The sequence below is a fragment of the Comamonas sp. Z1 genome (assembly GCF_008121555.1).
GTDB lineage: Bacteria > Pseudomonadota > Gammaproteobacteria > Burkholderiales > Burkholderiaceae_C > Comamonas > Comamonas thiooxydans.
Map to the genome: position 1 here is coordinate 100,885 of NZ_VOQT01000003.1, position 19,208 is coordinate 120,092.

Below are 19,208 nucleotides of genomic sequence, written 5' to 3' on the forward strand. Positions count from 1 at the left end.
TGTCTCTTGCTTGCACCCCAGTGCAAGCGGCGGGCCATCGCTTCGAACTCATCCCGATTGCGCTCCAACGCGGCTGCGTAGAGATCGTAAACACGTTCTTAGATAGAACAAGCTTGCCACAGCGCAACAGCGCCTGAAAGCACCGCCACCGCAACAGACTGTCCTGAAAGTGCCAGGGTCAGGGCCTGGCTTGCACTACAACAGCAGTTGAACAAGCACGACTCACGTCAAACAGGCTCAGGCAAGGGCTTCGCTTCAAGCAAGCCATCCTGATGCCACCCTGGCTTGCACAAGCCCAGACAAGGAAGACTCCCACTCATGCCCAGCACCGCCATTCAACCCCTGCAAGGAATTCGCATACTCAGCCTGGCTCTGAACCTGCCCGGCCCCGCCGCACTGTGGCGCTGCGCCGGCATGGGAGCCGATTGCCGCAAGCTCGAGCCTCTGGCCCCCGGCGCAGGCCGCAGCGCCGACCCCATGGGCCTCTACTGCCCCGATGCCTACGCGCAGATGCATGACAAGGTGCAAACCCTGCAGGCCGATCTCAAGACCGCCGAAGGCCAGGCCAGTCTGCATGCGCAACTGGCGCAAACCGATGTGCTGCTGACCTCGTTCCGTCCATCGGCCCTGAGCAAGCTGGGCCTGGGCTGGGAAGCCCTGCAGCAGCGCTACCCCGGGCTGTCGCTGGTACGTGTGGTCGGCAGCGCAGGCGAGCTGGCCGATGTCCCCGGCCACGATCTCACCTATCAGGCCGAAGCGGGCCTCGTGCGCAGCACCGCCCTGCCCCCCAGCCTGTTTGCCGATATGGCGGGGGCGCTGATGGCCAGCGAAGCCGTGCTCCAGGCCGTGCTGGTCAGCAGCCGCAGCGGGCGCGGCATACTGCGCGAGGTCGGCCTGGCCCAGGCCGCCCAATGGCTGGCCCTGCCCTGGCACTGGGGCCTGACCCAGCCCGCAGGCGATGTCGGTGGCGCCCATGCGGGCTACCGCATCTATCCCTGTGCCGACGGCATCGTGGCCGTGGCCGCGCTGGAGCCTCACTTTGCCCAGCGCCTGTGCGAAGCGGCAGACCTGCCCTTCGGCCACCCCACCGATATGCGCAAGCCCGAGATTCATCAGGGCGTGGCACGGTTTCTGGCCGCCCGCAGCTGCACGCAACTGATGCAGCTGGCGCAGGAGAAGGATATTCCCCTGCACGCCCTGCCCCAAACCTGAAGCAAACCAGAACCTGTTTACGCTCCCCCTCCGCGCTAAGGCCTTCGCGGGATGGAATGCTAGGGGGCGGCCCCCCGCGCGCGATACCGCAGCAATAGTGGTGCTATTGCGAGGATTTGCGCGGCCGGCGAGGCAACGCCACAGACCGCCCCTGACCGGGCGTCCGCAAAGGCACTAGCCTGGGCGTTTTTCAAAGGCGTATTTCTCGGTATCGACCTCGCCCTGGCCTTGCAGCGCATAGCGGTCGCCGGCAATGGCTTCGGGCTTGAAGATGTCATCGAGCTCAGCCAGCAGCTCGGCGTCGAGATGGACGCGGCCACCGCGAATGTCTTCGTGCAGATGCTCCACGCTGGTGGTGCCGGGCAAGGCGATCACATGCTCGCCCTGGTGCAGCACCCAGGCGATGGCCAGCTCGGCCAGCGTGCAGCCAGCCTTTTCCGCCACGGCCTGCATGGGCGCCAGCAGGCGCAGGTTCTGCGCATAGGCCTCGCCGGCAAAGCGCGGCATGGTGGCGCGGATATCGCCCTTGACCAGGTTATCCACCTGCTGCAGCTTGCCGCTGAAGAAGGCGCGGCCCATGGGACTGAAAGCCACATAGGCAATACCCAGCTCCTTGCAGGCGGCGAGCGTGCCCAGCTCCGCATTGCGCGACCACAGCGAATATTCGCTTTGCAGCGCGGCAATCGGGTGCTCCTTGTGCGCGCGGCGCAGCGCATCGGCCCCCACTTCCGACAGGCCCAGAGCGCGAACCTTGCCCTCTTCCTTCAGGCGCGCCATCTCGCCCACCGACTCCTCGATGGGCACGTTCCTGTCCCAGCGATGCAGATAGTAGAGATCGATCACATCGGTGCCCAGGCGCTTGAGACTGTCTTCGCAGTTCTGGCGCAGGGTTTTGGGGCGACCGTCGATGACGCGGCGCATCACGCCGTCTTCGCCGCGCACTCCGGCCATGCCGCATTTGCTGGCCAGGGTGATGTGGTTGCGATGGGGCTTGAGCACGGGGCCGATCAGCGATTCGCTGGCGCCAAAACCATAGAGCGCGGCAGTGTCGAACAGCGTAACGCCCGCGTCCAGTGCCGCATGCAGCACGGCGTGCGATTGCGCGGCAGAGACGGGGTTGCCGTAGGCATGGCAGAAATTCATGCAGCCCAGCGCGACATTGGCGACGCTGAATGGGCCGATTTTGCGGTTTTCCATTATCTTTCCTTATGCATCCAAAGGCCTTCAACCGAACCAAGCGCGGGCGCAGGCCGCTATACAAGCTGGAGCAATATTATTCCAGCAGCAGCCTTCCGGTTCGTGTATGGCCGATGCCAAGCCCAAATAATGTCCGCATCAAAATCTGTGCTCGTCAGGCTCCTGCCCGGCACTGCCTCACTGCAGCACCAGGCACAGGCGCAGAGGCGGGGCCGCATGCGCCACCTGTGCACCAAGGGCTCAGACTTTTGAGATACAGCGATCGACAATGGCGGACAGCTGCGACAACGCTGGCACATCCAGAAACCCCGCCGCCGCATAGGCCGGATTCGGGTAGTCGTAATAGCCCTTGCCCGCCAGCATGCCGGTGCGCCCCTTGTCCATCAACTGGGTCTTGACGTATTCGGCATTGGCCAGTTGCTGCGCATCGCCCTGCAGCCGGCCCCAGTAGGAGGACACGTCGTAGCAAGTCTTCATGCCCACAATGTCCATCATGCCGAACGGGCCCATGCGGGCACCGCGGTTGGCGATCAGGAAAGTGCGGTCAACATCCTCGGGCGTGGCGATGCCGTTGGTCACCAGCGTCTGGGCCGCCTTGAGCAGTGCGGGGAACCAGGTGTTGATGACATAGCCGTTGTGCTCCGTGGCGATCGGAATCGGCACCATGCCGGTCTCGATGCCGAACCGGGTGACGGTCTCCAGCGTGGCCCGGGCTGTCGCCGCGTGCGGCATGATTTCCACGACATTGGCCGACCAGATGTAGTTGGCGTAGTGCAGCGCGCAGAACTTTTCGGGCCGGCCCGTGGCAGCCGCGAAATCGCTGGGCAAAAAGGTGGACGAATTGGTGGCGACCACGGTGTGGGCCTGAAGCAGCGGCGCCATCTGCTGGTAGACGCTGGTCTTGACATCCGGGATCTCCGGCACGGCCTCGATGACCAGATCGGCCTTGGCCACGGCCCGTCCCATGTCCGTGGTAAAGCTCAGGCGCTGGCGCGTGGCCTCGATGTCGGCCTCGCTCGCACCGAGTTCCGTCAGATAGATAGCTGCGTAGTGCGCCTGTGCGGTGCGGCAGCGCTCCAGCGCATCTTCCGAGATGTCGTAGACGGCAACGGTTTTGCCCCTGAATGCGCTGTGCCAGGCGATCTGCCCGCCCAGCACACCCGACCCCAGGACAGTCAAATGATTCACATGGGTCATATTGGTCTCCTCAACGGGTTTGCGATTTCAGCAGCGCGGCAAAGCGCTCGATGCTGCGCGTGATGACGGCCTGCGCGCCCGGCGACCAACGGCCCATGTCGAAGAAGCCATGGATCATGCCTGCACCTTCAATCAGCTCGGCCTGGCCGCCTGCAGCACGCAGCGCCTGGGCATAGGCCGCGCCCTGATCACGCAACGGATCGAACTCGGCATTCACGATCACAGCGGACGGCAGGTTTGCCAGGCTCTTGGCCTGCAGCGGTGCCAGGCGCGGGTCCAGCGCATCGGGGCAGGTGCCAGCGTAATGGTTGTAGAACCAGGCCATGGTCTCGGCCTCCAGGAAATAGCCCTTGGCGTTCTCCTCGGCGCTGGCGTACTCCGCGGCGGCATGGTCTACCGCGGGGTAGATGAGGAATTGCGCAGCCAGGGCAATGCCCGCATCGCGCAGCTGCTGCGCCACCACGGCGCAGAAGTTGCCGCCGGCGCTGTCGCCGGCCACGGCCACGGTGGCGCTGCCCCCCAGCTCATGCGCATTGGCGACCACCCATTTGGCGGCGGCGAAGGCGTCCTCTATGCCTGCGGGGAAGGGATGCTCGGGGGCAAGCCGGTAGTCCACCGACACCACCACGGCCCGCGCGCCACGGCAGATCTCGCGGCACATATTGTCATGCGTGTCCAGGTTGCCGATGACATAGCCTCCGCCGTGGAAATAGGCCACGGTGGGAAAAGGCCCGGCGCCTTCGGGCCGATAGATGCGCGCGGCCACAGGGCCTGCGCCGCCGGGCACGGTGATGTCCTGAACGCTGGCCACAGGCACGATCTGCTGCGGTGTGAGCGAGCCACGGGTCAGCGCCAGATAGCCGGCACGGCCTTCTTCGGGCGTGCCGTCTGCGGTGGCTTTCCTGTTGGCAGCGGCCAGTTGCTGCAGGACGCCGGCCAGATGGGGATCGAGAGCCATGGGTGAAGTCTCCTGTCGTTATAAAGAGTGAGGGAACGGATACGGGGGCGGACCTAGCGATAGGCCAAGGCAGCGTCCTGCAGCGATGCGGAGGACAGAACCACGCGCTCTTCGGCGTACTCCAGGTCGTGCCTCCAGGGCTGGCGGTCGCCCTGGCCGAACATGGCATCCTGCGCACGCAGCACATAGCCAGCGTTGAAGTTGTCGGCCTCTATCCATGACAGGCGCTGCATGCCGGCATCGGCTGCAGCCACGGTGGGCCGCACCTCGGCATGGCCTTGCTCGTGCATATGGGCAAGCAGGCGGCACACCCAGTCGCACACCAGGTCGCAGCGCAGCGTCCAGCTGGAGCGGAAGTAGCCCTGGGTGTAGGCCATATTGGGCACGCCCTCGATCATCACGCCCCGGTAGGAGATGCGCTCGCGAAAATCCACCGGCGCGCCATCCACGCTGAACGCAATGCCGCCGAAAAGCTTGAGATTGAAGCCTGTGGCAGTAACGATGATGTCGGCGTCCAGATGCCCGCCGCCCTTCAGCTGGATGCCGCTGGCGTCGAAGTTCTCTATGGTGTCCGTCACCACCGAGGCCTTGCCCTCTCGCATGGCCTGGAAGAAGTCGCCGTTGGGCACCACGGCAATGCGCTGCTGCCACGGGCGGTAGCCGGGGTTGAAGTGCTTGTCGATGTCAAAGCCCTCGGGCAAATGGGAACGGATCTCGCCAAGCAGGAAGGCGCGCATCGCTTCGGGATACTGCCTGGAGGTTTGCACGATCTCGTCAGTGCGCGCGATAAAGGCGCGGCGCATGATCTCGTGGTACCACTCCTCGGGCAAGTTCAAAGGCTTGAGCAGCGGCACCAGCGGATGCTCGGACGCGGGCAGGAAAAAGGTGGGCGAGCGCTGCAGCATGGTCACATGGCCCGCATCCGGCGCCAGGCTGGGAATCAGCGTGGCCGCCGTGGCACCCGAGCCTATGACCACGATGCGCTTGCCCGTGTAATCCAGGTCCTGCGGCCAGTGCTGCGGGTGAATGACCTGGCCCTTGAAGTCCTTGAGCGTCGGCCACTCTGGCGTATAGCCCTGGCCGTGGTCGTAATAGCCGGCGCAGACCCAGAGGAAACCGGTGGTAAAGGTCTGCACCTCGTCCGAGCCACTGTGGGTGACTTCCAGCGTCCAGCGCTTGTCCTCGGACGACCAGCGGGCCGATTGCACCTTGTGGCCGTAGCGGATCAGCGGGGCCAGATCGTTCTCCTCAATGGTCTCGGCCAGGTAGTGGCGAATCTCGTCCGCCGTAGCGATGGCATTGCCCGTCCAGGGCTTGAAGCCATAGCCATAGGTGAACAGGTCGCTGTCCGAGCGCGCACCCGGGTAGCGGTGCGTCCACCAGGTACCGCCGAAGCCCTCCATGGCTTCGAGGATGGCGAGGCTGCGGTCCGCGAACTGCTCACGCAGATGACGGGCCGCACCAATGCCGGAAATACCGGCGCCGATGATGAGAAAGTCGAAATGCTGTGCCATACCGCGTGTCTCCTGCTTGTCTGCTAGGGCGTGAGCCGACAGGAATGAGCAGGGATCACGGCCTTGAGGTGAAGCTCCAGCCTGGGCCCGACTTGCGTCAATCGTGTCTGTCACGCAGCCATGCTAGGTCTAGCCCTCTGGCAAAACTTGTGTTTGCGCGACAGGATTTTGATGTTGAACGACATGCAGTACATACCCCGATGCCAGCCAAACACGCTGATTCCGCCGTCATGACCAGTGTCCGCGCCGCCTCGCTCGCGGGCTTTGAGGAACTGGTGCGCGCACAGGGCGGCGACCCCGCCGCCATCCTGCGCGCCTGCGGCCTGGTGCCGGAAGATCTGGCCGACCCCGAGCGCTACCTGCCCAGCCACGCCGTGGCCCTGGCCATAGAGGAAGCCGCCTGCGTGCTGGGCGTGCAGGATTTCGGGCTGCGCCTGTGTGCGCAGCAAGGTGTCGAAACCCTGGGCCTGCTGGGACTGGTCATACAGTCCGCGCCCACCGTACGCGAGGGCATGATGCAGGGCGGCAAGTATGTCCACTTCCACAACCCCACCCTGAGCTACAGAACCTTCATGGCGCCCGACGAGGGGCTGGAATGCGTGGAAGTGCTTTCGCGCCTACCCTCCCAAGCCCACATGCCCCAGGGTACGGAAATCTGCGTGGCCTATATGTGCCGCCTGATCCATGTGCTGTCCGAAGGCACACTGCGCCCTGCGGCCATCCATCTGCGCCATGCCCCCGTGGGCAGCAGCGCGCAATACCGGCGGCACCTGGGTCAGTTGCCGCGCTTTCGCTCCAGCTTTGACGGCATTGCCATCGACCCTCTGGCCTGGCGTCAGCCCATGCCTCGGCACAACCGACTGCTGCAGCAGTTTGTCGAACGTTTCTTGTTGGGAGCAGCGCCAGGCAGAGATACCGGCGTGACAGACCAGGTGCGCAACGCGCTGGCCAATCTGGTTCGCATGGGCATGGCCGACCTGCCCTCGGTGGCGCGCGCCCTGAGCCAGCACCCGCGCACCCTCCAGCGACGCCTGCAGGCGGAAGGCGCAGCCTTCGAAGAGCTGCGCGATAGCGCGCGCAAGACCTGGGTGGCCCAATTGCTTGCGCAGCCCGACCTGAGCCTGGGCCATATCGCGCAACTGCTGGGGTATTCAGACCAGGCCGTGCTCACCCGAGCGTGCCAGCGCTGGTTTGGCCAATCCCCCCGTCAACTCCGCCATCGCTCCTGGGAGGGATAGCCTCGGTATAGGGTATAGGGCCTGGATTCGGGCAGGCAAAAGCCTGATCACGATCTCCCGCGACAGAGACTTTGCGCAATGAAACAAGCCCCCGCAGCCACAGGCTGCGGGGGCTTTCGTGCGGAGATGCGCCAGGCAATCAATCCGCGTTCAGTTGCTGCTCCAGGTCGTGCAAGACCTTGTAGCAGTTGAACACCTGCTGCACGCTGGAGTTGGGTTCGCGGCCTTCGCGGATGGCGGCGAAGAATTCGCGGTCCTGCAGCTCGATGCCGTTCATGGACACGTCAACCTGAGACACGTCGATCTTCTCGTCCTTGCCGGTGTACAGGTCGTCGTAGCGGGCCAGATAAGTGCCGGTGTCGCCGATGTAGCGGAAGAAAGTGCCCAGAGGGCCGTCGTTGTTGAACGACAGGCTCAGCGTGCAGATCGCGCCGTTGGCAGCCTTGAGCTGGATGCTCATGTCCATGGCGATGCCCAGATCCTTGTGGATGGGGCCTTGCACGGCGTTGGCCTTGACGATGGGGCTGCCGGCCTGGTAGGCGAACAGGTCCACGGTGTGGGCAGCATGGTGCCACAGCAGGTGGTCTGTCCAGCTGCGGGCCTGGCCCAGCGCATTCATATTGGTGCGGCGGAAGAAGTAGGTCTGCACATCCATCTGCTGGATGTTGAACTCGCCGGCTGCTATCTTCTTGTGCACCCACTGGTGGCTGGGGTTGAAACGGCGGGTATGACCCACCATCGCCACCAGGCCGGTCTGCTTTTGCAGCTCGGCCACTTCCTGCGCGTCCTTCAGGGCATCGGCCAGAGGGATCTCGACCTGCACGTGCTTGCCGGCCTTCATGCAGGCGATGGCCTGCTCGGCGTGCATCTGCGTGGGCGTGCACAGGATCACGGCATCGACTTCGGGCAGTGCCAGGCTTTCGGCCAGATCGGTTGCCACATGCTTGATGCCGTATTTGTCGGCCACTTCCTTGGTCTGGTCAAAGCGGCGACCGACCAGGGAGACGACTTCCACGCCGTCGATGTTCTTGATGCCGTCAAGGTGCTTAATGCCGAAGGCACCAGCGCCAGCCAGCGCTACTTTGATGGTCTTGCTCATGATTGGGGTCTCCGTAGAGCCGCCTCAGGGAGGCGAAGCCCCCCACAGGGGGCAGTGAATACGCGAAGCAGCGAACGTGGTGAAACGTTTACTGATTCTCGAGGATCAGGTGGCCCACTGCGGTGTTCGATGCGGGCACATGGTAGAAGCGGTGCGCCACCTTGGGCAGCGGTGCGGGGCCGTCCACATCGGACATGGCACCGCGCGCAATCAGCCACATCACCAGCTCGATGCCCTCCGAGCCAGCTTCACGCACATAGTCGATGTGCGGCATCTGCGCCAGACCGTGGGGGTTCTCGACCAGCAGGTCCAGGAACTGGTTGTCCCATTCCTTGTTGATCAGGCCCGCGCGCGCACCCTGCAGCTGGTGGCTCATGCCACCCGTGCCCCAGATATGCACGTTGATGTCCTGGTCGTAGCTCTCCACGGCCTTGCGGATGGCGCGGCCCAGGTTGAAGCAGCGCTGGCCGGTGGGCACGGGATACTGCACCACGTTCACGGCGAAGGGGATCACCGGGCAGGGCCAGGAGCCGGTCTTGGGGTCTTGCTCGCCGCACATCAGCGACAGCGGCACCGTGAGGCCATGGTCCACATCCATCTTGTTGACGATGGTCAGGTCGAAGTCCTGCTGAATCACGGACTGGGCAATGTGGCTGGCCAGGTCGGGATGGCCGACCACCTTAGGCACGGGACGCGGGCCCCAGCCTTCGTCGGCGGGCTGGAATTCCGCAGCCGTGCCGATGGCGAAGGTGGGAATGCAGTCCAGGCTGAAGGCCGTGGCGTGGTCGTTGTAGACCAGGAAGATCACATCGGGCTTGTTGTCCTTCATCCACTGGCGCGAGAAGTCATAACCCTTGAACAGGGGCGCCCAGTAGGCTTCCTGGGTCTTGCCCATGTCCATGGCGGCGCCGATGGCAGGCACATGCGAGGTGAAAACGGATGCGGTGATGCGTGCCATGTCTTAGTTGCCTTCCTTGTTCTGGTTGCCTGCGCTGCCCTGGGGTTGATGGTGTGCCTGCGCATCACCGTCCTCGCCCACATAGCGGTTGCCTTCGGCAGAGCGGCCGCCGCCCATCATCATGGCGCGGTACTCTTCTTCGGTCATACCGGTCATGGAGCCAGCCATCTGCTGGAAGCTCTTGCCGTCAGTGGCGCCGATCTTGGCCAGGAAGTAGATATTGCCGCCGGTGCGCATGCACCAGTTCAGATCGCGCGCCAGCACGGCCTGCTTCTGCTCCTCGGTCATCGCCCACTCGTCGAGATAGGCACGCTCGTCGGCGCGAAAGCGCTCGCGGTTCTCGGCCTTCATCAGACTCATGCAGAACTGGTTGAGCCAGTAGCCCTTGCGGGACTGCTCGGCATCGAAAATGATGGTGCCGGGCACGTCCAGATACGGTTTTTCCAAAGCCATAAATTCTCCTCGTTACGGATGGCGCAGCCCATGCGACAAGGCTGCGGCCTGTTTCCGGGTGTATGTGTCGCCGGAACTCCGTCAGACCTCTTCGGGCCAGTACAGACGCATGGGGTTGTCCACCAGCAGCTTTTGCTGCAACTGCGCGGTGGGAGCGATATGAGGAATGAAGTCCACCAGCAGGCCATCGTCGGGCATGTGGTCCTTCAGGTTGGGGTGCGGCCAGTCGGTGCCCCAGAGCACGCGCTCGGGGAACTCCTCGACCACGCGGCGCGCGAACGGCACCACGTCCTGGTAGGCATTCTGCTCACCATGAAGCGCCTTGGGGCCGGAGACGGACAGGCGCTCGGGGCAGGAAACCTTGCTCCACACGTTCTGGTGCTCGCGCATGAACTTCAGGAACAGCGCGAACTCTTCGCTGTCCACGCCCTTGGTCACGTCGGGACGGCCCATATGGTCGACCACCACGGTGGTGGGCAGCGCAGTGAAGAAGTCCCACAGCTCGGGCAGATCCACGGCTTCGAAATAAATCACCACATGCCAGCCCAGCTTGGCGATGCGGCCGGCGATCTCCATCAGCTCGTCCTTGGGCGTGAAGTCCACCAGGCGCTTGACGAAGTTGAAGCGCACGCCGCGCACGCCGGCGTCATGCAGCTCCTGCAGTTCGGCATCGCTGATGGAGCGCTTGACCGTGGCCACGCCACGGGCCTTGCCGCCCGAGGACTTGCAGGCATCGACCATGGCGCGGTTGTCCGCACCGTGGCAGGTGGCCTGCACCACCACATTGCGCGCAAAACCCAGGTGGTCGCGCAACGCATACAGCTGGGCCTTGCTGGCGTCGCAGGGGGTGTACTTGCGCTCGGGGGCAAAGGGGAACTCGTTGCCGGGGCCGAACACATGGCAGTGCGCATCCACAGCGCCGGCAGGCAGCTTGAACTGGGGCTTGCTGGGGTTGGCATACCAGTCCAGCCAGCCGGGGGTTTTTTCAAATTGGCTCATATCAATCCAGTCCTTATCTTGAAAAAGTGATCAGATCACCATCAAATCCTTGCCCACTACGGCATCGCCCTTGAAATGCTGGCGCACATCGGACAGCAGCATTTCGTCGGTGATGCTGGGGTCGTCGCCCGGCACGATGTGCGAGAGCACCAGCTTCTTGACGCCGGCAGCCGCAGCGATGCGGCCCACATCCACCGAGGTGGTGTGGCAGGCCAGCAGATGCTCCTTGAGCGTGGCGGCATTGGGCACACGCTTGACCATGGCGTCCACGGCGGGCACATAGATCACCTCGTGCACCAGCACATCGGCGCCCTTGGCCAGCTCGGCCACGGCCGGGCAGTAGGTCGTGTCGCCCGAGAAGACCACCGAGCGGTCCTTGGTGTCGAAGCGCAGCGCAAACGAGTCCGCGATGGGCGGATGAATATTGCGCACCGCCGTCACCTTGACCTTGTCGTTCTCCAGAATCACGCCGGGCTTGGAGAACTCGTGCGTTTTCACCATCTTGCGCAGATCGGGCTTGCTCTCGTCGGGGATGCGGATATCGATGTCGAACTTCATGGATTCCATGAAGGCCTTGGTCATCGCATCCAGCGTCGGCGGCCCCCAGACATCGACCTGGTTGCGCAGGCCGGCAGCCCAGGCCGAATACAGCAAGGGGCCGTACTCCAGGTTGTGATCCGAGTGCATATGGGTGATGAACACCTTGCTCAGACGCGGCAGCGCAATGCCGGCCTTGACCAGCTGGGCCGCCACGCCATAGGCGCAATCGACGACAAAAGGCTCGCCGTCGATCAGCAGCACGCTGGCCGGGTTGGAGCGCTCGCCGCCCACGCGCGGGCCGCCCTTGGTGCCCAGCAGAACGAGCTGCGTGCCCTTGTTCCCGGCAGCGGCCTTGACAGCCTGCGCCAGCGCATTGCCGGCAGTACTCAGACCCAGTGCGCCGGCGCCAGCCAGACTGGCCGCTGCGGCGAGGCAGTGACGGCGCGAGAGGTTCACGGAAGATTTGAAGGAAGAGAACATGCGGTTGCTCCTGTTGTAATGATTTTTGAGGACCGATGTTCCAATTAGTCGATGTACTTGAGACCGGCCTTTTCAAGGGGCTCGCGCATCTTGTACATATCCAGGCCCAGGACGCCCGAAGCCAGCTTGGCGCGCTTTTCGCCTTCGAAGCTTTCGCGCTTCTGGGCAGCGGCCAGCACTTCCACGGCACGCGCGGCGGGCACGCAGACCACGCCGTCGTCGTCGGCCACGATCACGTCACCGGGCGTGACCAGCATGCCGGCGCAGACGATGGGGATGTTGACCGAGCCCAGGGTGGCCTTGATCGTGCCCTTGGAAGAGATGGCCTTGCTCCAGACCGGGAAGTCCATCTCCTGCAGCGTCTTCACGTCGCGCACGCCGGCATCGATGATCAGGGCGCGTGCGCCGCGCGCCTGAAAGCTCGTGGCCAGCAGGTCGCCGAAGTAGCCGTCGGAGCACTCGGCGGTGACGGCAGCGACCACGATGTCGCCGGGCTGAATCTGCTCGGCAGCCACATGCATCATCCAGTTGTCGCCGGGCTGCAGCAGCACCGTGACGGCGGTGCCAGAGACCTGCTTGCCGGCATAGATGGGGCGCATATAGGGCTTGAGCAGACCGACGCGGCCCATGGCCTCGTGCACGGTGGCGGAGCCCAGGGCGGCCAGGCCGTCAGCAGCAGCGCGGTCGGCGCGCTGGATATTGCGGTAGACAACTCCCAGTTCGTACATGGAAATACCTCTTTGCTTTGACGTTATTGAATCCAAAAAGTGAGCTGGTAGCGCTTGTCATTCATCAGATTTGAATAGTTTTCTTATTGAAAACCTTTCATACCGTACGCTAGCGGCTCTCTTTTTTGAGAAGTTACAGACCCTTGGCCTTGAGTGCCTTGTCCAGGCGCGTGAACACGCGGCGAGCATTGCCTTCATAGACGGCGTGCTTTTCATCGGCCGTCAGGTTCTGCGTGGCTTCGATGTAGCGCTTGGTGTCGTCGTAGTAGTGACCGGTCTGCGGATCGATGCCGCGCACGGCGCCGATCATTTCGCTGGCGAACAGAATGTTCTTGGTCGGAATCACTTCCGTCAGCAGGTTGATGCCCGGCTGGTGGTAGACGCAGGTGTCGAAGTAGATGTTGTTGAGCAGATGCTCTTCCAGCAGCGGCTTCTTCATCTCCTGCGCCAGACCGCGGAAACGGCCCCAGTGGTAAGGCACGGCGCCGCCGCCATGGGGAATCAGGAACTTCAGGGTCGGGAAGTCCTTGAACAGGTCCGAAGTCAGGCACTGCATGAAGGCCGTGGTGTCGGCATTCAGATAGTGGCTGCCCGTGGTGTGGAAGCAGCTATTGCAGCTGGTGGAGACGTGGATCATCGCGGGGATGTCGTACTCCACCATCTTTTCGTAGATGGGGTACCAGCTCTTGTCGGACAGCGGGGGCGAAGTCCAGTGACCGCCCGAGGGATCGGGGTTCAGGTTCAGGCCCACGTTGCCGTATTGCTCCACGCACTTGACCAGCTCGGGAATGCAGGTCGCAGGGTCCACGCCGGGCGACTGGGGCAGCATGGCGGCAGGAATGAAGTGATCGGGGAACAGCTCGCTGACGCGGAAGCACAGCTCGTTGCAGATGGCAGCCCAGGTGCTGGAGGTCTGGAAGTCACCGATGTGGTGCGCCATGAACGAGGCACGGGGGCTGAAGATGGTCAGATCGGAACCGCGCTCCTTCATCAGGCGCAGCTGGTTGGTCTCGATGGTCTCGCGGATTTCATCGTCGCTGATCTTCAGATCGGCCACCGACGGGGTCTTGCTCGGGTCCTTGAGGCCGGCGATCTGCAGATCGCGCCATGCGCCCAGGGCCGCTGGCGCCGTGGTGTAGTGACCGTGTACGTCAATGATCATCTTCAAGCTCCGTTCAAAATAATTCGTCTATCAAAAAGTTCAGTGCGCGCCGCCCAGGCCCAGCATGGAGGTGCGCGGTGCGCCGCCTGCATAGCGGTTCTTGACCAGCAGCGCCAACGCGGCGATGACACCGGGAATCGCAACCACCATGAAGACCTGCGGCAGCTCCAGGTGACGGCGCGACAGCTCAGCCACCAGGAAAGAGCCTGCAATGCCGCCAAAGCGGCCGATGCCCAGCATCCAGGACACACCGCTGGCGCGGCATTCCGTGGGGTAGTACTCGGCAGCCAGCGCCTGCATGGACGACTGTGCCGCATTCATCAGCAAACCGGCAATGAATACCGAAGCCACCAGCATGCCCACGCCGCCGCCGAGCACCTGGCCGATGAAGGCCACGCCCAGGCTCGTCAGGAAGTAGCCCGTCGCGATGATCAGATTGGCATTCCAGCGGTCCATCAGCAGACCGACGAAGATCGCGCCCACGCCGCCGAGCTGGAACAGCGCAGCAATCACGGCCGCCTGGCTGGCGGGCACGCCTGCTTCCTTGAACAGCACAGGCATCCAGTTAACCAGGCCATAGACGATCACCAGGCCCATGAAATACGTCACCCACAGGGCCAGCGTGCCGACCAGATACTTCTGCGAGAACACCAGACGCAGGCCCTGAGGACCTTGCTGTGCCTGGGCAGCCGCCTCGCCGCCGTCGTTCAGCACAAAACGCGCTGCATTGCGGGTGCCGGCGGCGATGCGCACCATCACCTTGCGCACGCGGTCTGCCGAGTAGTTCTTGAGCACCATGAAGCGCACCGACTCGGGCAGCATCACGATCATCAGCACGGCCAGGATCAGGGGCACCACACCGCCCACGATCAGCAGGCTGCGCCAGCCGAAATGCGGAATCATCCAGGCCGCGATAAAGCCGCCGAAGGCCGAGCCGATGGGGAAGCCGCAGAACATGCAGTTGGTAATGAAGGAACGCTTGCTGTCAGGGCAGTATTCGTTCATTAGCGTGATGGCGTTGGGCATGGCGGCGCCAAGACCCAGGCCGGTGATGAAGCGCCAGATGGTCAGACCTTGCAGATCGTGCACCAGACCGGAAGCAATCGATGCACCGCCCATCACCACCGAAGCGATGATCAGCACGGTCTTGCGGCCCACGCGGTCCGCCAGCGGACCCGCGCCCAGCGCGCCGAACGCCAGGCCGAACAGGGCCGCGCTCAGCACCGGGCCCAGATGGGACTTGTCGATGCCCCATTCGCCAAGCAGCGAAGGTGCGATGAAGCCGATGGCGGCGGTATCAAAACCGTCGAGCAGAACAATCAAAAAACAGAGGAAGAAAATTCCCCACTGGAAGCGTGAAAACGGGCTCTCGTTGAGCACGGTCTGCACATTGACGACCGCAGGGCCGGTGTTCTGTTTGCTAGTTTGCGAAGTCATATTTGGAATCTCAGTTGCCTCTCTTTGTCGCCTCTATCTCCTGTCTCGCGGCTGGCGCCAAAGCCTCAAAGGCATCTGGTACGTCCGTCACGAAAGGGCTATGACTGCCCTTTTGCTGGATGGGGTGTCAGTGCCAGGCCCCCGCCTGGACACGAATCAATTCAAGCGGGCTCCATGCCCTGGCGGCGCTTGGCCGCTTCGGCTTCAGGCGAAGCCATGAAGGCCAGCAGACGCTGCACGGCATCCGCATGTGCCGAGCCCGTCACAACGCCGGCAGAAAATACCGTATCGATGGCAATCGCGGCAGGCAGGCCGCCCACGATCTGTATGCCCGCAACATGGATCAGCTCGCTCAGCTGCTGAAAGCCCAGCGCCACTTCGCCCGAAGCAATCATGGAGCCCACGGGTACACCGGGCCGGGCCTGCACGATGCGGGCCTTGATCTCGTCGGCAATGCCCCAACGCTCGAACAGCTTTTGCAGCGCCACACCGCTGGGGCCGGTGGAATAGCCAATGCTGGGCGCGGCCAGCACGGCAGCGCGCACGGCCTCTTCGGAGCCGATATTGGGCAGGGCTGCACCAGCAGGCACGGCCACGGCGGTGCCAGAGAGCACCAGGTCCACCTTGCTGCCCTCAACCACACGGCCGGCGGCCTGCAGCTTGTCGATGGCGTTGGAGGCCAGGAAGACCACATCAAAGGCCTCTTCACCGGACTGCACACGCTGCGCGGCATCCACACCACCCACGGATTCGATCTGCACCGGCTCGCCGCCCTGGGCCTGCCAGGCTGCAACCAGATCCGCGAGGACCTGGCGGGTTGCCATGGAAGAAATGCCTTTGAGTGCTGCGCTCATGCCGGAAGACTCCTGAAGTGGATGCCATGGCTGCCCCGCAATCCCGAATGCCGAGTCCCGGCCATCGAGGCCTTTCAAGCCACTCCCGTCACGCTGCGGGCAGACTGCACCGGCAGGACGGGGCGCTCGACAGGGCGTGCATCAGGGCAACCATCTAGTCAAAACGAATGAGACTATTGTCGGCAGCCCCGCGCCCTCCCACTAGGCAAGCCCTCCGCTAGCAGCTATGCCACAAAGGCATAGCAAAGTGCTTGCTCATAACACGTATAAATACCTACAAACCAAGCATGAAGCCAATAAAAAGAAAAGGCTGGTTGCTATTTTTTCAATAGCAACCAGCCTTCATTGCTGTGCATAAGCAACAGTGAATTTAGTGGTTAACCCCTAATTCAGTCGTCATGACGTCCATGCCCACGCCCGTGACCATGACCACGCCCCCGGTCATCGCGATCATGCCTGTCCCAGTCACGTCGATCGCGGCGATCGTCTCTGTCCCAGTGCCTATGATCCCGGCGGTCGTCATGCCAGTCGCGTCGCTCGTGGTGGTGGCGCGGCGGAGGTCCTGCACGCCAATGGGGTGGCGGATTGCGCAGGAAATAGACCGGCTGGCCGCAGGCGTGGTAGCGGCCGCAGTAGCGGCGCCAGTTGCGCGAATGGCCGGGCGGCACCCACATATAGATGGGCTGCACCTGCGGCACTACCGGGCCGCCCCACATCGGCTGGGCATACAGCAGCGGCGGTGGTGCATTACCGATATTGACCTGACCGTAAACCCCGGGCGCCAGCTGCCCTGAGATGGAGCCGCTGATATAGGCCTGTGCCTGGGCGGCACCCGCTGCGCAAACCAGCGCCAAGGCTGCCAGGCTGCGGATGAGTGAAGTGCGATTGGACATATGTCTCCATGCTCGATATAGATCACCGTGGGCCGGCGAGATCGCGCTTCGTCCCGGAAACGCTTCAGTCCTTAACGCGCCAGAGCCACTTTCGGCTGACCAGAATCGACAGCAAAGATGGATTACCAAAATTCAGACCAGCCATCGCCAGATCACATACCGCAGCCCGTGCCTGTTTATCGAGGCCGATAATAGATTCCTGCCAAACAGGATATCAAAACACCTCCGCTCTAGCCCAAACTCGGCAAGAGCAGTGCAGCACTGCGGTGACTGCAAGTTAACCTACAGCCATGAACTCCACCACATCCACTAGTACTTCCTCCCCCGCGACACCGCGCCTGACTTCTCTCTCCCACGGTGGCGGCTGCGGCTGCAAGATTGCGCCCGGCGTGCTGTCGGAGTTGCTGGCCAAAAGCAATCTGCCCAAGCAGTTTTTTCCCGACCTGCTGGTAGGCACAGAGACCGCAGACGACGCGGCCGTTTACAAGATCAATGACGAGCAGGCCATCGTGGCGACGACGGACTTTTTCATGCCCATCGTCGACGACCCTTATGACTTTGGCCGCATTGCCGCAACCAACGCGCTGTCCGATATCTACGCCATGGGCGGCACGCCGCTGATGGCGCTGGCCATTGTGGGCATGCCCATCAATGTGCTGCCGCACGATGTGATTGCCAAGATTCTGGAAGGCGGCGAATCGGTCTGCCGCGATGCAGGCATTCCTCTGGCGGGCGGCCACTCGATTGATTCGGTCGAACCTATCTATGGCCTGGTCGGCATCGGAATCGTCAACCCCAAGCAGATGAAGCGCAATGCCGATGCCAAGGACGGCGATGTGCTGATTCTGGGCAAGCCCCTGGGCGTGGGCATTCTCTCGGCGGCGCTCAAGAAAAATCTGCTGGACGATGCAGGCTACCGTGCCATGGTGGATGCAACCACCAAGCTCAACCGCCCCGGCACCGATCTTGCCAAGCTTGACGGCGTGCACGCGCTGACCGACGTGACCGGTTTTGGCCTGCTGGGCCACGGCCTGGAGCTGGCCCGTGGCGCCCAGCTCAGCGCACGCATTGAAAGCGCCAAGCTACCCGTGCTGCCCGGTGTTCAGGCGCTTGCAGAGCAAGGCATTTTCACGGGCGCATCGGGGCGCAACTGGGCATCCTATGGTGAGCACATCCAGTTGGCATCGACCGTGACAGACGCCCAAAAAGCGCTGCTGACCGACCCTCAGACCTCTGGCGGCCTGCTTGTTTCCTGTGCGGCAGATGCTGTCCAGCAAGTGCTCAAGGTCTTTGCCGACAGCGGCTTTGGCGATGCGGCAGTGATTGGCCGCATGAAGGCAGGCGCGCCCAAGGTCTTTGTGGACTGAGCGCACCAGGTAGTCGAGAAGGAGCGCAGCCCTGTTCTCCTTCCCAAACAGAATGCAAAACGCCCGGCTCAAACCGGGCGTTTTGCATATGAACGTCAAATTGTGACGCTGGCTTCTAAGCCTCTCCCACAACCTCGGCCGTGGTGCGGCGGTCGATCTTGCGGCTCAGCACCACCGAGGTATAGGTCTGCTGGATGCCGTCGATCAGGCCGATACGGTCGAGCAGCGCATCCAGTTTCTCATTGCTCTCGCAGCGCACAAACACCATGTAGTCGTACTGTCCGCTGACGGCCGACACCTCTTCCACCTCGGTGAAGCGGTTGAGCGCCTGCATCACCGAAGTTGCCGTCTTGGGCTGAACACGGATACCGCAATAGGCGCGCACGGCAGACTGTTCCATGCGCGAGCCAAGGCGAACGCCATAGCCGGCGATCACGCCCTCCTGCTCCAGCTTGGCAATGCGAGCGACCACCGTGGTCCGAGCCAGATTCATCTGCCGAGCCAAATGCGCGGTCGAGGCACGCGCGTTGGTCTGCAGCAGGCGCAGCAGCTGGCGGTCCGTTTCATCCAGTCGATATTCCATACCTTGTCTATCCAAATCTTGCCGTGCACTTACGCAAACGCTGCGTTAAACACAAACCCCAAGAACTCTCTGCCACCACCTGCAGCCATGCATTGCGCCGAGCGACTTCTGTTGCTGCTCGCCCTCAGCCAAACGCGTGGAGCGAACCTCAGCGACACCTGACAGCCAATCATTGTGTCAGCTAACCCAGCCTGGTAGTGAGCTTGTCTTTTCAGATGGCAAATATGTATACATTTGTTTCAATCAGGCAAGATATATCAACATATCTGCACTTGCCTGCGCTTGTGACCATGGCAAGGGCGCACTGCGGCACGTCAGAGTGGCCCCGGCCGAAACCAG

18 protein-coding genes are annotated in these 19,208 nt (G+C 62.9%); 3 read left to right on the forward strand and 15 right to left on the reverse strand.

Annotated features, from left to right (window positions below):
* Positions 1-318: 318 nt before the first annotated feature.
* Positions 319-1,212 (forward strand): CoA transferase, encoded by an 894-nt coding sequence (locus FSY45_RS07065; protein WP_046460223.1) that lies wholly within the window; start codon positions 319-321, stop codon positions 1,210-1,212.
* A 174-nt stretch (positions 1,213-1,386) separates the two neighbouring features.
* Here the strand turns inward: FSY45_RS07065 and FSY45_RS07070 are convergent, their stop codons facing one another.
* The 4 genes from FSY45_RS07070 to FSY45_RS07085 all read right to left on the reverse strand — a co-directional run bounded on the left by FSY45_RS07070 (position 1,387) and on the right by FSY45_RS07085 (position 6,078).
* Positions 1,387-2,409, reverse strand: coding sequence for an aldo/keto reductase (locus FSY45_RS07070; protein ID WP_046460222.1), 1,023 nt, complete (start codon positions 2,407-2,409; stop codon positions 1,387-1,389).
* A gap of 240 nt (positions 2,410-2,649) precedes the next feature.
* Positions 2,650-3,606 carry a 3-hydroxyacyl-CoA dehydrogenase gene (locus FSY45_RS07075; protein ID WP_046460221.1) on the reverse strand — a complete coding sequence of 319 codons (957 nt, stop codon included), beginning with the start codon at positions 3,604-3,606 and terminating at the stop codon, positions 2,650-2,652.
* 10 nt (positions 3,607-3,616) lie between these two features.
* Positions 3,617-4,564, reverse strand: a complete 948-nt coding sequence (locus FSY45_RS07080) for an alpha/beta hydrolase (protein ID WP_046460220.1) — start codon at positions 4,562-4,564, stop codon at positions 3,617-3,619.
* A gap of 53 nt (positions 4,565-4,617) precedes the next feature.
* Complete coding sequence (locus tag FSY45_RS07085; RefSeq protein ID WP_046460219.1) at positions 4,618-6,078, reverse strand: NAD(P)/FAD-dependent oxidoreductase; 1,461 nt, start codon at positions 6,076-6,078, stop codon at positions 4,618-4,620.
* Positions 6,079-6,308: 230 nt separating this feature from the next.
* Here FSY45_RS07085 and FSY45_RS07090 point away from each other — a divergent pair, with 230 nt between their 5' ends.
* Complete coding sequence (locus FSY45_RS07090) at positions 6,309-7,316, forward strand: AraC family transcriptional regulator (protein WP_223305597.1); 1,008 nt, start codon at positions 6,309-6,311, stop codon at positions 7,314-7,316.
* Between the two features lie 139 nt (positions 7,317-7,455).
* Here FSY45_RS07090 and FSY45_RS07095 read toward each other — a convergent pair whose 3' ends face one another.
* The 10 genes from FSY45_RS07095 to FSY45_RS07140 all read right to left on the reverse strand — a co-directional run bounded on the left by FSY45_RS07095 (position 7,456) and on the right by FSY45_RS07140 (position 16,919).
* Positions 7,456-8,415 carry a Gfo/Idh/MocA family oxidoreductase gene (locus FSY45_RS07095; RefSeq protein ID WP_003067562.1) on the reverse strand — a complete coding sequence of 320 codons (960 nt, stop codon included), beginning with the start codon at positions 8,413-8,415 and terminating at the stop codon, positions 7,456-7,458.
* Between the two features lie 88 nt (positions 8,416-8,503).
* Positions 8,504-9,373 carry a class III extradiol dioxygenase subunit beta gene (locus tag FSY45_RS07100; RefSeq protein WP_003054198.1) on the reverse strand — a complete coding sequence of 290 codons (870 nt, stop codon included), beginning with the start codon at positions 9,371-9,373 and terminating at the stop codon, positions 8,504-8,506.
* A 3-nt stretch (positions 9,374-9,376) separates the two neighbouring features.
* Positions 9,377-9,826, reverse strand: a complete 450-nt coding sequence (gene ligA / locus FSY45_RS07105; protein WP_046460217.1) for a protocatechuate 4,5-dioxygenase subunit alpha — start codon at positions 9,824-9,826, stop codon at positions 9,377-9,379.
* A gap of 81 nt (positions 9,827-9,907) precedes the next feature.
* A complete protein-coding gene (locus FSY45_RS07110) occupies positions 9,908-10,825 on the reverse strand; it encodes an amidohydrolase family protein (RefSeq protein ID WP_046460216.1) in 918 nt (305 codons plus the stop codon).
* A gap of 30 nt (positions 10,826-10,855) precedes the next feature.
* Complete coding sequence (locus FSY45_RS07115; RefSeq protein ID WP_080944370.1) at positions 10,856-11,845, reverse strand: MBL fold metallo-hydrolase; 990 nt, start codon at positions 11,843-11,845, stop codon at positions 10,856-10,858.
* 44 nt (positions 11,846-11,889) lie between these two features.
* Positions 11,890-12,573, reverse strand: a complete 684-nt coding sequence (gene ligK, locus FSY45_RS07120; RefSeq protein WP_003075867.1) for a 4-carboxy-4-hydroxy-2-oxoadipate aldolase/oxaloacetate decarboxylase — start codon at positions 12,571-12,573, stop codon at positions 11,890-11,892.
* Between the two features lie 133 nt (positions 12,574-12,706).
* Positions 12,707-13,735, reverse strand: coding sequence for an amidohydrolase family protein (locus tag FSY45_RS07125; RefSeq protein ID WP_003054189.1), 1,029 nt, complete (start codon positions 13,733-13,735; stop codon positions 12,707-12,709).
* 39 nt (positions 13,736-13,774) lie between these two features.
* Positions 13,775-15,172, reverse strand: a complete 1,398-nt coding sequence (locus tag FSY45_RS07130; RefSeq protein WP_003067553.1) for an MFS transporter — start codon at positions 15,170-15,172, stop codon at positions 13,775-13,777.
* 161 nt (positions 15,173-15,333) lie between these two features.
* Positions 15,334-16,026, reverse strand: coding sequence for a substrate-binding domain-containing protein (locus tag FSY45_RS07135; RefSeq protein ID WP_080944369.1), 693 nt, complete (start codon positions 16,024-16,026; stop codon positions 15,334-15,336).
* Positions 16,027-16,415: 389 nt separating this feature from the next.
* Positions 16,416-16,919, reverse strand: a complete 504-nt coding sequence (locus tag FSY45_RS07140) for a hypothetical protein (protein ID WP_034379441.1) — start codon at positions 16,917-16,919, stop codon at positions 16,416-16,418.
* A 290-nt stretch (positions 16,920-17,209) separates the two neighbouring features.
* Between FSY45_RS07140 and selD the strand changes: the two genes are divergently transcribed.
* Positions 17,210-18,286, forward strand: a complete 1,077-nt coding sequence (gene selD, locus FSY45_RS07145) for a selenide, water dikinase SelD (protein WP_046460215.1) — start codon at positions 17,210-17,212, stop codon at positions 18,284-18,286.
* A gap of 115 nt (positions 18,287-18,401) precedes the next feature.
* Here selD and FSY45_RS07150 read toward each other — a convergent pair whose 3' ends face one another.
* The gene (locus FSY45_RS07150) at positions 18,402-18,869 is read right to left on the reverse strand and encodes an Lrp/AsnC family transcriptional regulator (RefSeq protein ID WP_003067511.1); all 468 of its coding nucleotides are present in this window, start codon (positions 18,867-18,869) and stop codon (positions 18,402-18,404) included.
* Positions 18,870-19,208: the final 339 nt, after the last annotated feature.